The sequence below is a fragment of the Bradyrhizobium diazoefficiens USDA 110 genome (assembly GCF_000011365.1).
Taxonomy (GTDB): domain Bacteria; phylum Pseudomonadota; class Alphaproteobacteria; order Rhizobiales; family Xanthobacteraceae; genus Bradyrhizobium; species Bradyrhizobium diazoefficiens.
The window spans coordinates 709,323-724,676 of the sequence record NC_004463.1 but is presented as its reverse complement, the minus strand read 5'-3'; the positions used below and the strand labels follow the sequence as shown (position 1 = coordinate 724,676).

The 15,354-nt window shown below is 66.7% G+C and carries 15 protein-coding genes; 12 read left to right on the top strand and 3 right to left on the bottom strand.

Annotation, left to right across the window (positions count from 1 at the left end; translation table 11 throughout):
- Nucleotides 1-6 precede the first annotated feature (6 nt).
- Entirely contained in the window at nt 7-948 is a 942-nt protein-coding gene (locus BJA_RS03425; RefSeq protein ID WP_038965133.1) for a hypothetical protein, read from the top strand.
- A gap of 264 nt (nt 949-1,212) precedes the next feature.
- Complete coding sequence (gene pncA / locus BJA_RS03420; RefSeq protein WP_011083504.1) at nt 1,213-1,935, top strand: bifunctional nicotinamidase/pyrazinamidase; 723 nt, start codon at nt 1,213-1,215, stop codon at nt 1,933-1,935.
- A 133-nt stretch (nt 1,936-2,068) separates the two neighbouring features.
- Here pncA and grpE read toward each other — a convergent pair whose 3' ends face one another.
- Nucleotides 2,069-2,674, bottom strand: a complete 606-nt coding sequence (grpE, locus tag BJA_RS03415) for a nucleotide exchange factor GrpE (RefSeq protein ID WP_011083503.1) — start codon at nt 2,672-2,674, stop codon at nt 2,069-2,071.
- A 97-nt stretch (nt 2,675-2,771) separates the two neighbouring features.
- Entirely contained in the window at nt 2,772-3,860 is a 1,089-nt protein-coding gene (gene hrcA / locus BJA_RS03410; RefSeq protein WP_011083502.1) for a heat-inducible transcriptional repressor HrcA, read from the bottom strand.
- Nucleotides 3,861-4,034: 174 nt separating this feature from the next.
- On the opposite strand from hrcA, the gene rph reads away from it, so the two are divergent.
- From rph to hemW, 3 genes are read left to right on the top strand one after another with little or no spacing between them, the layout of a single operon-like run.
- Nucleotides 4,035-4,748: a ribonuclease PH gene (rph, locus tag BJA_RS03405; RefSeq protein WP_011083501.1), complete on the top strand. Its 714-nt coding sequence runs from the start codon at nt 4,035-4,037 to the stop codon at nt 4,746-4,748.
- Between the two features lie 11 nt (nt 4,749-4,759).
- A complete protein-coding gene (gene rdgB / locus BJA_RS03400) occupies nt 4,760-5,395 on the top strand; it encodes an RdgB/HAM1 family non-canonical purine NTP pyrophosphatase (RefSeq protein ID WP_011083500.1) in 636 nt (211 codons plus the stop codon).
- Entirely contained in the window at nt 5,382-6,536 is a 1,155-nt protein-coding gene (gene hemW, locus BJA_RS03395) for a radical SAM family heme chaperone HemW (protein ID WP_028172453.1), read from the top strand. The genes rdgB and hemW overlap by 14 nt, the downstream gene beginning before the upstream one ends.
- Nucleotides 6,537-6,688: 152 nt before the next feature.
- Here the strand turns inward: hemW and BJA_RS03390 are convergent, their stop codons facing one another.
- Nucleotides 6,689-7,924, bottom strand: coding sequence for a penicillin-binding protein activator (locus BJA_RS03390; protein ID WP_051000235.1), 1,236 nt, complete (start codon nt 7,922-7,924; stop codon nt 6,689-6,691).
- Nucleotides 7,925-8,276: 352 nt separating this feature from the next.
- Here BJA_RS03390 and rsmI point away from each other — a divergent pair, with 352 nt between their 5' ends.
- The 7 genes from rsmI (at nt 8,277) to BJA_RS03355 (ending at nt 15,341) form a co-directional block, all read left to right on the top strand.
- Nucleotides 8,277-9,227, top strand: coding sequence for a 16S rRNA (cytidine(1402)-2'-O)-methyltransferase (gene rsmI, locus BJA_RS03385; protein WP_011083497.1), 951 nt, complete (start codon nt 8,277-8,279; stop codon nt 9,225-9,227).
- The gene (locus BJA_RS03380; protein ID WP_011083496.1) at nt 9,214-9,615 is read left to right on the top strand and encodes a YraN family protein; all 402 of its coding nucleotides are present in this window, start codon (nt 9,214-9,216) and stop codon (nt 9,613-9,615) included. The genes rsmI and BJA_RS03380 overlap by 14 nt, the downstream gene beginning before the upstream one ends.
- Before the next feature lie 10 nt (nt 9,616-9,625).
- Complete coding sequence (gene gshB, locus BJA_RS03375) at nt 9,626-10,570, top strand: glutathione synthase (protein ID WP_011083495.1); 945 nt, start codon at nt 9,626-9,628, stop codon at nt 10,568-10,570.
- A gap of 353 nt (nt 10,571-10,923) precedes the next feature.
- On the top strand, nt 10,924-11,736 hold the full coding sequence (gene cpaB, locus BJA_RS03370) for a Flp pilus assembly protein CpaB (RefSeq protein ID WP_011083494.1): 813 nt from the start codon (nt 10,924-10,926) through the stop codon (nt 11,734-11,736).
- Between the two features lie 10 nt (nt 11,737-11,746).
- Nucleotides 11,747-13,264 (top strand): type II and III secretion system protein family protein, encoded by a 1,518-nt coding sequence (locus tag BJA_RS03365; RefSeq protein ID WP_011083493.1) that lies wholly within the window; start codon nt 11,747-11,749, stop codon nt 13,262-13,264.
- Nucleotides 13,265-13,320: 56 nt separating this feature from the next.
- Nucleotides 13,321-14,055 carry a CpaD family pilus assembly protein gene (locus BJA_RS03360; RefSeq protein ID WP_011083492.1) on the top strand — a complete coding sequence of 245 codons (735 nt, stop codon included), beginning with the start codon at nt 13,321-13,323 and terminating at the stop codon, nt 14,053-14,055.
- Nucleotides 14,052-15,341, top strand: a complete 1,290-nt coding sequence (locus tag BJA_RS03355) for an AAA family ATPase (protein ID WP_011083491.1) — start codon at nt 14,052-14,054, stop codon at nt 15,339-15,341. Before BJA_RS03360 ends, BJA_RS03355 begins: the two co-directional genes overlap by 4 nt.
- Nucleotides 15,342-15,354 lie beyond the last annotated feature (13 nt).

Genomic DNA, 15,354 nt, shown 5'->3' with positions numbered 1-15,354 from the left:
GTGCCCATGAAGCTGATCCGTCCCCTCGCCGCGCTCGCCCTCCTCGCCGTCTCCGCGCTTCCGGCCTTTGCTGCCGACGCCGTTTTCCCGCCCGGACTGCGCCTCGGCATGGTGCCGCTGGTCGGCCTCAGCACGGCCAAGACCTTTCCGGGCTTCGAGAGCGAGGACGGCACCGTCAAGGTGCTGATCACCGAGCTGCCGCCGGCGGCCTATGGCGAGGTCGTGAGCGCCTTCAATTCCAATCCGGCCGGCACGGGCGGCGTCAAGCAGGACAAGATCGAGACCCCCGCGGGCCTTGCCTATTTCACCACCGAGAGCGGCAAGGCCGGCGAGACGGCGGTGAAACGCTATTCGATGATCGTGCCGGGCGCCGGCTTCTCCGGCTATGTCGCGGTGCAGATCCCGGAGAACGCGACCAAGATCTACACCGACGAGGCGGTGCGGCAGATGTTTGCGAGCACCGTGACCCGCAAGCAGGTCTCGGCCGAAGAGCAGATCGCGCTGATGCCGTTCAAGATCACCGATCTCGCCGACTTCAAGGACATCCGCACGCTGGCGCCGGGCTCCAGCATCATCCTGGCCGACGGCAACGAGAGCACGGGCTACGAGTCGAAGCCGTTCATGATCCTCGGCCTGATCGGCGCCACCCCGCAAGCCGCCGACGACCGCGCCCGCTTCGCCCAGGAGGCGGCGCTCCAGATTCCCGGCGTGCGCGAATCGCGCGTCACCATGTCCGAGCCGATCCGCATCAACGGCCAGCAGGGCTTCGAGACCCGGATCGACGGCGTCAGCGGCAAGGACAAGACCCCGGTGACCGTGGTGCAGTGGATCCGCTTCTCGAGCGGCGGCGCCTCGCTGCGCATCATCGCCAGCGCCCCGCGCGACCAGTGGCAAGCCGCCTTCACCCGCTTCCGCGCCGTGCGCGACGGCATCCAGCCGAAGGGGTAGCTGCATCCGCAAGCGAGATGCGCTCCCTCCCCCGCGTGCGGGGGAGGGTTGGGGAGAGGGTGTCTCAACAACGAAGACTCCCCCAGAGGAGAGAACCCTCACCCGGCGATACGCGCCGACCTCTCCCGCAAGCGGGAGAGGTGCACCGAGTACGCGGCTGAGCCCACCCTCTCACCAAAACCGGCTGCATTTTCGGGCTTCTGTTCGTGCACAAGCGGAACTAGGCTCCTGCCCAATCGAGTTCATCCTGGAGGGAGGCGAACGATGCTAGATCGGCGGCAAGTCTTGGCGGCGCTTGGGACGAGCGCCCTCGTAGCCCTCGCGCCAACCGCACTTCTTGCGGCCGCATCGATCAAGCCGGACGATGCGTCCGCGCTGCTCGTGATCGACGTGCAGAACTGCTTCCTGCCGGGCGGCAGCCTCGCGGTGAAGGAAGGCGAGCAGGTGGTGCCCGTCATCAACAAGATCTCGAAAGCGTTTTCGAATGTGGTGATGACGCAGGACTGGCACACGCCCGGTCACGTTTCGTTTGCGTCGGTCCACTCCGGCAAGAAGCCGTTCGAGACCATCGACCTGCCGTACGGCAAGCAGGTGCTGTGGCCCGACCATTGCGTGCAGGGCACTGACGGCGCTTCGCTGTCGAAGGACCTCGCAATCCCGCACGCCGAGCTCATCATCCGCAAGGGTTTTCACAAGGACGTCGACAGCTATTCGGCCTTCCTCGAAGCCGACGGCAAGACTTCGACCGGCCTCGCCGGCTATTTGAAGGGCCGCAAGATCAAGCGCGTCTTTGTCGCTGGCCTCGCGACAGATTTCTGCGTCGCCTGGACCGCGCTCGACGCGCGCAAGGCGGGCTTCGAAGTCTATGTCGTGGAAGACGCCTGCCGCGGCATCGACACGCAGGGCTCGCTGGCAAAAGCCTGGGCCGACATGGCCAAGGCCGGCGTGAAGCGGATTCAGTCGGCGGATATCGCGGCGAGCGCGTAAGACCAGCCATCAGTCGTTCCGGGGCGGCTCGAAGAGCCGAACCCGGAATCTCGAGATTCTCAGGTGCGCAGCTGCGCACCATAGTTCGATGCTTCGCATCGCCCCGGAATGACGTCAGAACTCAGTTCGCCGCTCAGTTCACTTCATTGCTGTTCGCCGCGGACGCAGCCTTCGCGCCGCCCTTGGCGACGCCAACGAGAGCCGGACGCAGCACGCGCTCGCCGATGGTGTAGCCGGCCTGCATGACCTGCACGACCGTACCGGCGGGCACCGACGCATCAGGCACTTCGAACATCGCCTGCTGGAAGTTCGGGTCGAACTTCTGACCCTGCGGATCGAACTTCTTCACGCCGTGCTTTTCCAGCGCGTTGAGCAGCGAGCGCTCGGTGAGCTCGACGCCCTCGATCAGCGAGGTCAGGCCGGGATCGGCCGCGGCGCGAGCCTCGGCGGGAACCGCGTCGAGCGCGCGCTGGAGATTGTCGGCGATGTCGAGCACGTCGCGGGCAAAGCCGGTGATGCCGTAGAGACGGGCGTCGGCGACCTCCTTGGTGGTGCGCTTGCGCAGATTTTCCATCTCCGCCAGCGTCCGCAGCATACGGTCGCGCGCCTCGGCGGCTTCCTTCTGCAACAGCTCGACCGAGCCCGGCTCGGGATCGTCGGGCATGATGTAGGGCTTCGACACCACGGGCTCGCCGGTCGGCGCGGTCGTGTCTTCGGGTTGCCGGTCTCGATCGGTCATCGGCTCTCTTTTCGAATTTGTCTCAGGGATTTTTCTGGCCCGGATATCGTGCTTCGGACGCCGAAAATCAAGCGCCCGTGATCGCCTCAGCCGCCGGTCAGCCCCCCAGAAGGCGGCTGACGATCCGGGCGGCGTAGTCCACGGTCGGGATCACACGGGCATAATTCAGCCGTGTCGGCCCGATCACGCCCAAAACGCCGACGATGTGGCCAGCGGCATCCCGATAGGGCGAGATGATGGTCGAGGAGCCCGACAAGGAAAACAGCTTGTTCTCCGAACCGATGAAAATCCGCACGCCTTCCGCGGTCTCGGCCCGGCCGAGCAGGTCGATGACGCCGCGCTTGGTCTCGAGGTCGTCGAACAAGAGGCGGACCCGCTCCAGATCCTCCAGCGCGTGCAAATCTTCCAGCAGATTGGCGTGGCCGCGGACGATGAGCTGGCGGTCCTCGTTCTCGCCGCCGGACCAGCTGGCGATCCCGGCCGAAATCACCTTCTGCGTCAGCTGATCGAGCTCGGCACGGGCCTCCCCGAGCGCGGTCTCGAGCTCGAGCCGCGCTTCGGCCAGGGTCCGGCCGCGAATCCGCGAATTGAGGAAATTGCCGGCCTCGGTGATCGCCGAGGAGGGAACTCCGGGTGGCAGCGTCAGCACGCGGTTTTCGACCTGGCCGTCCTCGCCGACCAGGATCACCAGCGCTTTTTCCGGTTCCAGCCGGACGAATTCGATGTGTTTCAGCCGCGCGTTGGATTTCGGCGTCAGCACCACGGCGGCGGCGCGGGTCAGGCCCGACAGCCGCGTCAGCGCCTGGTCCAGCGCCGCCTCGACCGACTGCGCCTGACCGACGGAGGTGAGCTGGCTCTGGATCGACTGCCGCTCGGCGTCATTGAGGTCGCCCACCTGCATCAAGGCGTCGACGAAGAAGCGCAGGCCGAGTTCCGTCGGCAGCCGGCCGGCGGACGTATGCGGGGCATAGATCAGGCCGAGTTGTTCCAGATCGGCCATGACGTTGCGAACCGAGGCCGGCGACAGCGGCATCGCGATCAGCCGGGAAATATTGCGTGAGCCCACCGGCTCGCCGGTCGCGAGATAGCTTTCGACAATTTGACGAAAGATGTCGCGGGACCGCTCATTCAGCTGGGCGAGCCCTGCGCGCGGCGCGATCAGATGGATCGGATCGTGATGGGCCACAGACAGCAACTCCTCTCAGATGCTTATAATTTGGCCATCCGGGAGGTCCCTGACAAGCGTGGTTTTGCACTTGCTCGACAGTTGCTTGGGGACCGAAAAGGCCTTGCCGCTCACCCTCACCCCACCTACAAGCACCGCGAACAGCCTATTCCCGTGAGTTTTGGAGGATTTCCCATGCGGCCAAGCCGCCGTGCGCCCGACGAATTGCGCCCCGTGACGCTGGAGCGCGGCGTGGTCAAATATGCGGAAGGCTCCTGCCTGGTGAAATTCGGCGACACCCATGTGCTGGTCACCGCCACGCTGGAGGACCGCCTGCCGCCGTGGCTGAAGGGCCAGGGCCGCGGCTGGGTCACCGCGGAATACGGCATGCTGCCGCGCGCGACCTCGGAACGCACCCGCCGCGAGGCCTCCGCCGGCAAGCAGAGCGGCCGCACCGTCGAGATCCAGCGCCTGATCGGCCGCTCGCTTCGCACCATCATCAATCTCGAAGCGCTCGGCGAGCGCCAGATCACGGTCGATTGCGACGTGCTCCAGGCCGACGGCGGCACGCGCACGGCCTCGATCACCGGCGCCTGGGTCGCGCTCGCCGATTGCGTCAACTGGATGAAGGCGCGCAACATGGTCAAGGCCAACGTGCTGCGCGACAACGTCGCCGCGATCTCCTGCGGCATCTACAATGGCACGCCCGTGCTCGACCTCGACTATGCCGAGGATTCGGAAGCCCAGACCGACGCCAATTTCGTCATGACCGGCGATGGCCGCATCATCGAGGTGCAGGGCACCGCGGAACGCGAACCGTTCACACAAGACGAGCTCCTGGCGCTGATGGCGCTGGCCCAGAAGGGTATCGCGCGCCTCGTGGACTTGCAGAAACTGGCCGTCGCGTAGTCAATAGGCCCATGCACCGCCGAATCACCGGAAAGCTCGTCATCGCCACCCACAATCCCGGCAAGCTCGCCGAGATGAAGGAGCTTTTGGCGCCTTACGGCATCGAGGCGGTGTCGGCCGGCGAGCTCGGCCTTTCCGAGCCGGACGAGACCGGCAACGATTTCCGCAGCAACGCCGCGATCAAGGCTATCGCGGCCGCGCACGCGTCCAAGCTTCCGTCCTTCGCCGATGATTCCGGCATCGTGGTCGACGCGCTCGACGGCGCGCCCGGCATCTACAGTGCGCGCTGGGCCGGACCGACCAAGGATTTCACCGCGGCGATGACGCGGATCGAGCGCCTGTTGCAGGAGCGCGGCGCGACCGCGCCCGACAAGCGCAAGGCGCACTTCGTCTCCGCGCTCTGCGTCGCCTGGCCCGACGATCATCTCGAAGAGGTCGAGGCGCGCGTCGACGGCACGCTGGTCTGGCCGCCGCGCGGCACCGCCGGCTTCGGCTATGATCCGATGTTTCGGCCCGACGGTCACACGCGCACCTTCGGCGAGATGACCAGCATCGAGAAGCACGGCCTGCCGCCGCTCGGCCTTGCCCTGTCGCACCGTGCCCGCGCCTTCGTGAAACTGGCGGAGATCTGCCTTGAGCCGCGCTAACGAAGCCTTCGGCGTCTACGTGCACTGGCCGTTCTGCCTGTCGAAGTGCCCCTATTGCGACTTCAACAGCCATGTCCGCCATGCCGCGATCGACGAAGCGCGCTTCGCCTCCGCCTTCGCGCGCGAGATCGAAACGACCGCGCAGCGCGCGCCCGGCCGCGAGGTCACCTCGATCTTCCTCGGCGGCGGCACGCCGTCGCTGATGCAGCCCGCGACCGTCGGCGCCGTGCTCGATTCGATCGGCAAGCACTGGCAGGTCGCTCGTGATGTCGAAGTCACGCTGGAAGCGAACCCGACCAGCGTCGAGGCCACGCGCTTCGCCGGCTATCGCGCTGCCGGCGTCAACCGCGTCTCGCTCGGCGTGCAGGCGCTCGACGATGCTTCGCTGAAGGCGCTAGGCCGCATGCACAGCGCGCGCGAAGCGCTGGACGCGGTCGCCATCGCGCGCCGCTCGTTCGAGCGTTATTCGTTCGACCTGATCTACGCCCGCCCCGACCAGACGCCGGCGATGTGGGCCGATGAACTGCGCCTTGCGATCGCGGAGGCGGCCGAGCATCTGTCGCTCTATCAATTGACGATCGAGGAGGGCACGCCGTTCTTCGGCCTGCACCAGGCCGGCAAATTGAAGACGCCGGACGAGGCGGTCGCGCGCGCGCTCTACGACGTCACGCAGGAAACCTGCGACAAGCTCGGCCTGCCCGCTTACGAGATCTCCAATCACGCGCGGCGCGGCGCCGAATGCCGGCACAATCTGGTCTACTGGCGCGGCGACGAATATGCCGGCATCGGCCCCGGCGCGCACGGCCGGCTCGACATCGACGGGATCAGGCACGCCACCGCCACCGAGAAGCGTCCCGAAGCCTGGCTGTTGCGGGTCGAGACCAACGGCCACGGCGTCGTCACCGACGATCTCCTCAACAGCGAGGAGCGCGCCGATGAATTTTTGCTGATGGGACTCCGTCTCGCCGAAGGCATCGATCCCGAACGCTACACCGCCCTCTCCGGCCGCGCGCTCGACCCCAAGCGCATCGCGCTGCTGCGTGAGGAAGGCGCGATCACGGTCGATGCGACGGGACGGCTGCGCGTGACCAGCAGCGGATTCCCGGTGCTGGATGCGGTGGTCGCGGATCTGGCGGCCTGAGCTCTCTCCCCATCGTCGTCCTGGCGAAAGCCAGGACCCATTACCCCAGGGAGGAGTTTGGCGAAGAGTCCCAATTATTCTCGCACTGTAGTCACTCGATAGATCACGCGGTATGGGTCCTGGCTTTCGCTAGGACGACGGCGAAAGAACAGCTAAGCCCCAAAACTCTTCGGCGAACCCGCGACCGCGACGCCGCCGCCGGTCGTCACCTTCATCACCGCAAGGCCGCGTTCGTTGGTGCCGTCGGCGCGGAAGCGGAATAGGCCGTCGATGCCGGCAAAGCCCGAGGGGTTGGTGAGCACGTCGGACGAGAAACGGGTGGTGCCCTGCGTGCGCGCGAGCGCGGCGACGAGGGCGACCGCGTCATAGGCGAGCGTTGCGGTGCGAATCGGCTCGGCGCCGTATTTGGTGCGGTAGCGGCCGGAGAAGGCGCGGAAGCCGGCGGGATCGGGCGCCGCGTAGAGGCCGCCTTGCAGGCTCGCATTCGCGTAGACGCGCGGATTGTCCCACAGGCCGGTGCCGAGCAGCTGGATGTTGCGCAAGTTCGCGCCGGCGGCCGTCATCGCATCGGCGACCGTCACCACCGCATCGCCGTCATCGGCGATGAACAGCGCATCCGCGCTGCCGAGCTGCTGCGCCACGGCGCGCGCCGGCGTGGCGCGGTCGGCGCCGTATTTCTCGAACGCGACGATGCGGCCGCCGCGCCGCGGCACCGCCGCCTTCACCGCGGCCTCGACCACATTGCCATAGGCATTGTCGGGCACGAGCACGGCGACGGAGCGTTTTCCCATGCTGGCGGAATATTCGACGATGCGATTGACGTCGGACTCCGGCAGGAATGAGAGCAGATAGACGCCGCGGCCGGCGATGCTGGAATCGGTCGAGAACGCGATCACGGAAATGCCGCGCGTGCGCGCGACCTGCGCCACCGCCGGCACCGACTGCGCGAACAGCGGTCCCAAAATGATCTCGGCGCCTTCGTCGATCGCCTGCTGCGCACCGGCCTGCGCGCCTTGCGGGCTGCCGTTGTCGTCCTTGATCAGGAGCTGGATGTTCGGATTCTGGAATTCGGCCAGCGCCATCTCGGCGGCGTTGCGCATGGATTGCGCGGCGAGGCCGGCGTTGCCGGCGGCCGAGAGCGGCAGGATCACGGCAACCTTCACCCCGCCGGTGCCGGCGGTGGTGGCCTGTTGCGGCGGCCCGGCCGGCTGAGCCGGGGGCGTAGAGGAGCTGCTGAAGGGATTAGAGAACTGGCTCAGGCTCTGCTGCACGCCGGCGCAGGCCGACAGCAAGGGCGCACCGAGCAACAGGCCGAGCGCGCTCCGCCGGGTCGCACCCGACGATTGGGGCCCCGGATCGGGAGATTTTGGATGACGCGGGCCCAGCATGGTGGCTTCTCTTCTGACCTGCCGTCGCCGGCCGGTCACAACAAACTTGTCGCGACAGAAGCCGCGGATTCAGGCATATTGTCGGCAAATAGTTAACCAAAACAAAAGGATAATGACCGCTTAACGCGACCGTCCCTCAAGTCCCGGCCAGCTGTCCGCCGTCGGTCACCCAGCATCAAGGCGGCGTTTCCGCCGCGAATATGGCGCTGACGCTGCATTCCCTCTGGAATGTGATGCCGGATGGATCACATTCCACTCCTCTTCAGTCCTTGCCCCGCCCCTTAGCCTAGCCGCGATCTTTTTCGGAGGACCGGTTCCCAGCCCCGGGGATCATGCCTAAGTTCGTTTCATTATGCGCGCAAAGCCGGCCCCGATAAATACGCCTGAAGGCCCAGACGCCGCCCCGCGCGGCTTCTCCATCGACGCCCATCGTCTTGCGGCGCCGAAAGCGGCCGCCGGCCTTTACCTGGTCGCGACCCCGATCGGCAATCTCGGCGACATCACGCTGCGCGCGCTTCAGACGCTCGCGGGGGTCGACGTCATCGCCTGCGAGGACACCCGCATCACGCGGCGCCTGACCGAGCGCTACGACATTTCGGCGCAGCTCAAGCCCTATCACGAGCACAATGCCGAGGCGGCGCGCCCGAAGATCCTGGAGCGGCTTTCGCAGGGCGGCTCGATCGCGCTGGTGTCGGACGCCGGCACGCCGCTGATCTCCGATCCCGGCTTCAAGCTGGTGCGCGAGGTGTGCGCCGCCGGCCATGCCGTCTACGCGCTGCCCGGCCCCTCCTCGGTGCTGGCGGCGCTGTCGGTCGCCGCGCTGCCGACCGACCGCTTCTTCTTCGAGGGCTTTCTGCCGGCAAAATCCGCCGCGCGCCGCTCGCGCCTTGCCGAGCTTGCCCGCATCGATGCGACGCTGGTGATGTTCGAGTCCGGCAACCGCGTGCAGGACACGCTCGCCGATCTCGCCGAGATCATGGGGACGCGCGAGGCCGCGATCTGCCGCGAGCTGACGAAGCTGCACGAGGAGATTTCGCGCGCGACGTTGACCGAGCTGGCACGCGAGGCAGATGCGCTGGAGACGCGCGGCGAGTTCGTGCTGGTGATCGCACCGCCTGCGGCGGACGCCGAGATGCTGACATCGCATGCGCTCGACGACCTGCTGCGCGCGCAGCTGGCGACGCACAGCGTCAAGGACGCCGTGGCCCATGCCGTCGAGCTGTCCGGCCGGCCGCGGCGCGAGGTCTATGCCCGCGCACTCGAGCTCGCAAAAGATTTGCGGGGCGGCGATGGCGAAGCCTGAGGGCGGAGCGGAACCGAAAGTCGCCTCGCCCGAGCGCGTCGCCGCGTTCCGCACCGGCATCTCTGCGGAGAGCCGCGCCGCCGCCTATCTCATGGCCAAAGGCTATCGCATTCTCGCCAAGCGCTATCGCACCCCGCATGGCGAAATCGACATCGTGGCGCGCCGGCGCAATTTGATCGCCTTCGTCGAGGTCAAGGCACGCGCCAGCCTCGATGATGCGGCCTATGCGGTGACGCCGCGCCAGCAGCAGCGCATCATCGATGCCGCGCAAGGCTGGCTCGCAGCGCATCCCGAGCATGCCGAATTCGAATTGCGATTCGACGCCATGCTGATTGCGCCGCGATCACTTCCACGCCATGTGTTGGCAGCATTCGACGCCTCGACCTGAAAGGCAGACCATGAAACTGAACGTCGCCGTCCAGATGGACCCCATCGCCCGCATCAATATCAAGGGCGATTCCACCTTCGCGCTGCTTCTGGAGGCGCAGAAGCGCGGCCACGGCCTGTCCTATTACACGCCCGACAAGCTCTCGATGATCGGCGAAGAGCTGGTCGCGCCGGTGCAGCTGCTGACCGTGCGCGACGAGCCCGGCGACCATTTCACCCTCGGGGAGCCCAAGCGCGAGGCACTCAACGGCTTCGACGTGGTGCTGCTGCGCCAGGACCCGCCGTTCGACCTCGCCTACATCACCTCGACGCATTTCCTGGAGCGGATTCATCCGAAGACGCTGGTCGTCAACGATCCGGCCTCGGTGCGCAACGCGCCGGAAAAGCTGTTCGTGATGAACTTTCCGCAGCTGATGCCGCCGACCCTGATCTCGCGCGACCTCGACGAGATCAACGCGTTCCGAGACAAGCACGGCGCCGTCGTGATGAAGCCGCTGCACGGCCATGGCGGCGCGGCGGTGTTCCGCGTGATGCCGCAGGACATGAATTTCGGCTCGCTGTTCGACATGTTCACGGTCACGTTCAAGGAGCCCTGGGTGATCCAGCAGTTCATCCCCGAGGTGAAGCACGGCGACAAGCGCATCATCCTGGTCAACGGCGAGTTCGCCGGCGCGGTGAACCGCGTGCCCGCTGCCGACGACCTCCGCTCCAACATGGTGCGCGGCGGCGCGGCGCAGGAGACCGAGCTCACCCCGCGCGAGCGCGAGATCTGCGCCACCGTCGGCCCGGCGCTGCGCGAACGCGGCCTGCTGTTCGTCGGCATCGACGTCATCAACGGCAACCTCACCGAGATCAACGTGACATCGCCAACGGGCATCCGCGCCATCGCGCGGCTCGGCGGCCCGGACGTGGCGGCGAAGGTCTGGGACACGATCGAGCAGAAGCGGGCGAAGTAGGGCTCGCACGCTGTCTCCCCCAACGTCGTCCTGGCGTTCGCCAGGACGACACCGATGATGTGGCGCATTGCTTCCGTCTTGTTGGCATGACGGCGCGACGCCAGCTCCCACGTCACTAACCACCCATTCACCATGGCGCCGCGCGCATCGTTCGAACGAACGTCCGCCCTGCGTGAATCTACGGAGGCCGCTGGCCGACCGAATAACGCCACGTTCACCATCTGCCCAGAACTCGGGCCGTAGCCGGCCGTCGCATTCGTAACCGCAACACCCCTTATACTTTTACTCCCTACTCATCGACACGGGGAACCCGCCACGTGCGGTTCGAGTGCCCCGCGTAAGAGTAGAGGCGTATGAATACCGCACGCATTGTCGTTCTCGTCATCGCACTGGGCGCCGGCGGCGTCGCTGCGTATCTGGCGAGCGGCTACGACAACAAGCCCGCGCCCGCGCTTCCCGTCGCCGAGAAGCTGCCGACGGTTGAGGTTCTCGTCGCGAAAAACGATATCCAGCTTGGCCAGGCCGTGAAGCCAGAGGACCTGCAATGGCAGTCCTGGCCGGCGGCAACCGCCAGCGGCGCCTTCATCCGCCGCGACAGCAGGCCCGAGGCGCAGACCCAGATCGCCGGCTCGATCGCGCGCGTGCCGTTGATGCAGGGCGAGCCGATCCGCGAGCAGAAGCTGGTGCGGGCCGAGGGCTCCGGCTTCATGGCCGCGATTCTGCCGTCGGGCATGCGCGCCGTTTCCACCGACGTTACAGCCGAGACCAGCGCCGGCGGCTTCATCCTGCCGAACGACCGCGTCGACATCGTCCTGACCCGCCGCCTGAAGAATCCCGACGTCAACGGCCCGACCGCCGGCAACGACCTCATCCTGTCCGAGGTCATCCTGACCAACATCCGCGTGCTCGCGATCGACCAGGCACCGAAGGAAAAGGACGGCCAGAACGCCGTGGTCGGCAAGACCGTCACGCTCGAGCTCAAGCCGGACCAGGTCGCAACGCTCACCGCGGCGCGCCAGGGCGGCACGCTCCAGCTTGCGCTGCGGAGCATCGTCGATGCCAACGCAACCGAACTCACGGCCGAGGACCTGGCGATCAAGCGTTCCGGCGGAGTCAACGTGATCCGCTACGGCGTCCAGGTGCGACAACTGACGTCACAGAAGTGATGGGGATAGCATGAACTACGGGGATGATCGGGCGGGCTTGCGCATTCGGGGGAATCGCGCACGCACGTTCTGGGCGGGGGCGATGTTGACGCTGGGGCTGCTCGCAGCGCCTGGCCTCGTCAGCGCCGCCGAAGCGCCGGTCGGCGACCAGGCGCCGCTGCAGGCGCCGGATCTTGGCGTGGCATCGGTCGGGACGATCGCGCCGGCGAAGACGCGCTTCCTGTCGCTCGGCGTCGGCAAGTCGGTCGTCATCGACCTGCCCCGCGAGGTCAAGGATGTGCTGGTGGCTGATCCCAAGATCGCCAACGCGGTGATCCGCTCGGCCCAGCGCGCCTATATCATCGGCGGCCAGGTCGGTCAGACCAACGTCGTGTTCTTCACCGCCGACGGCCAGCAGGTCGCCGCCTACGACATCGCGGTGAAGCGCGACCTCAACGGCATGCGTGCCGCGCTGCGCCAGTCGTTGCCGGGCGTGCAAATTGAAGGCATCGGCGACAGCGTGATGCTGACCGGCTCGGTGTCGAGCCCGGTCGAGGCGCAGCAGGCCGGTGAAGTCGCCGCAAAGCTGGTCGGCGGCTCCGAGAAGGTGGTCAACAACATCGTGGTGCGCGGCCGCGACCAGGTGATGCTCAAGGTCGTCGTCGGCGAAGTGCGCCGCGACATCGTCAAGCAATTGGGCGTCGATCTCAGCGCCAGCCTGAACGCCGGCACCGCGGTCGTGAACTTCAACAATTCCAACCCGTTCTCGGTCTCCGGCGGCCCGCTCGTCAGCAGCAACGGGCTCGGTGTTACCGGACTCGCAAAAGGCGTGGCCACCGTCAACGCCACGATGCGGGCGATGGAAACCGCCGGCGTGATGCGGACGCTGGCCGAGCCGAGCCTGACGGCGATCTCGGGCGAATCCGCGACCTTCATCGCGGGCGGCGAATTCCCGATCCCGGGAGGATATGCCTGCGATCCGGTCACCCACGTCTGTACCACCCAGATCACCTACAAGAAGTTCGGCATCTCCCTGAACTTCACGCCGGTCGTGCTCAGCGAAGGACGTATCAGCCTGCGCGTGATGACCGAGGTCTCGGAGCTGTCGAACCAGAACGCCATCTCCGTGACACAGGCGGTGTCCGCGAGCCAGACCAGCTCGGTCACCATCCCGTCGATCCAGACCCGCCGCGCCGAGACCACGCTCGAGATTCCCTCGGGCGGCTCGATGGCGATGGCCGGCCTGATCCAGCAGCAGACCAAGCAGGCGATCAACGGCCTGCCCGGCGTCGACCAGGTGCCGATCATCGGCGCGCTGTTCCGCAGCCAGGACTTCGTCAACAACGAGACCGAGCTGATGGTGATCGTGACCCCCTATGTGGTGCGCGCGGTCGCCCAGAAGGAATTGTCGCGGCCCGACGACGGCTTCGCGCCGGCCTCGGATGCACAGACGGCGCTGCTCGGCCGCATGAACCGGCTCTATGGCATCGCGCGCCGCGTCGATCCGATCGACGGCGCCCGCGGCGATTTCGGCTTCATCATCGACTGAGACCGGCGGACGGCTTGGGGAACGGGGCAAGGATCGGGGCAAGAGGGGATCAAGCGATGACGAAGACCATGGCCGATCGACGTCGCGGCTTAAGCGTCGCGCTGGTGCTGACGGGACTCTCCGTCATGCTGGGTGCGTGCAACACCACGGGCGAGATCGTCACCCAGACGGTGCCGACCGATTATCGCCAGCGCCATCCGATCGCGGTGCAGGAAGCCAAGAAGTCGATCGTGATTTTCGTCGGCAAGGCGAGAGGCGGCCTCTCGGCCGCACAGCAGTCCGACGTCGCGGGCACCGCCCGGGACTGGGTGCGCGAAGGCACCGGGTCCGTCGTCGTCGACGTGCCGATCGGCAGCGCGAATTCGCGTGCCGCCGCGACGACCTATCATGAGATCCGTTCCGTGCTCGCATCCGGCGGCGTGCCGTCGCGCGCCATCGTCCAGCATCCCTATCGGCCCGAGGATCCCGGACTGCTGCCGACCATCCGCCTGAGCTATTCGCGCATCGCCGCGGTCGCCGGCCCCTGCGGGCTGTGGCCCGAAGACGTCGGTCCGTCCATCCTCGACCCCGGCTACAACGAGAACCAGCCGTACTTCAATCTGGGCTGCGCCAGCCAGCGCAACCTCGCGGCGATGATCGACAACCCCGCCGACCTCGAGCAGCCGCGTGCCGAAACGCCGGTCTATACCGCACGTCGCGACATCGCCTTCGATCGCTATCGCAAGGGCGCGGCGATCGCGACTCCCAGCCCCGAGGCCGACAAGGCCAAGCTCAGCGACACAGGCAAATGACGAGCGTCAACGACGAAGAAACGGACCATCCGCGGCACCCCGAGGAGCACATTGCGCCGGTTCCTCGCATCTCGGTGCAGGCCTTTTGCGAGACCGACCAGACGCTCGCCGCGGTAACCGCGGCGGGAGAGGATCGCCGGCTGGCCAAGGCGCACCTGACCGCCAAGGAAGGCGGCCTCGCCGCGGCGATCGAAGTCTATGAGACGATGCCGACGCCGAACGTGATCGTGATCGAATCCGACGGCACGCGCGACATCCTCGAGGGCCTGGACGATCTCGCCGGCGTCTGCGATCCCGGGACCCGCGTGGTCGTGATCGGCAATCCCAACGACACCGCGCCCTATCGCGAGCTGGTGCGCCGCGGCGTCAACGACTATGTGGTGGGACCGGTCGAAACGATCGACGTGGTCCGTTCGATCTGCAGCCTGTTCTCGGCGTCCGAAGCCATCATCACCGGCCGCGTCATCGCGGTGGTCGGCGCCAAGGGCGGCGTCGGCGCGTCCACCGTCGCGCACAATGTGGCCTGGACAATCGCCCGCGACCTCGCGCTCGATTCCGTCGTGATCGACCTCGACCTCGCCTTCGGCACCGCGAGCCTCGACTACAACCAGGACCCGGTGCAGGGCATCGCCAACGCAGTGCTGTCGCAGGACCGGCCCGACACGGCGCTGATGGAGCGCCTGCTCGCCAAATGCACCGAGCGCCTCAGCCTTTTGGCCGCGCCCGCCACCCTTGACCGGGTTTACGATTTCGGCGCGGAAGCCTTCGACGCGGTGTTCGACACGCTGCGCATGACCACGCCCTGCATCGTGCTCGACGTTCCCCATCAATGGTCGGGCTGGACGCGGCGCGCGCTGATCAACGCCGACGACATCGTGATCGTGGCCGAGCCCGATCTCGCGAATTTGCGCAACACCAAGAACATGCTGACCGTACTGAAGACGGCGCGGCCGAACGACCGGCCGCCGCTGTACTGCATCAACCAGGTCGGCATGCACAAGCGCGCGGAGATCGACGTCAAGTCCTTCGCCAAGACCATGGAGAGCCAGCCGATCGCGGTGATCCCGTTCGATTCGAAGCTGTTCTCGACCGCCGCCAACAACGGCCAGATGATCGCGGAGGTCTCCAAGAGCCACCGCACCACCGCGCTGTTCCAGAACATGGCGAACCGCCTTGTCGGGCGCGGCGAGGTGAAGAAGCCGAAGCGCTCGCTGCTCGGACCGCTGTTGAAGAAGCTGAAGGGCCGCTCGGGCCGCGCATCCGCGCCGCATCGCAAGGCGTCGTAGGCGCCAGCGTCGA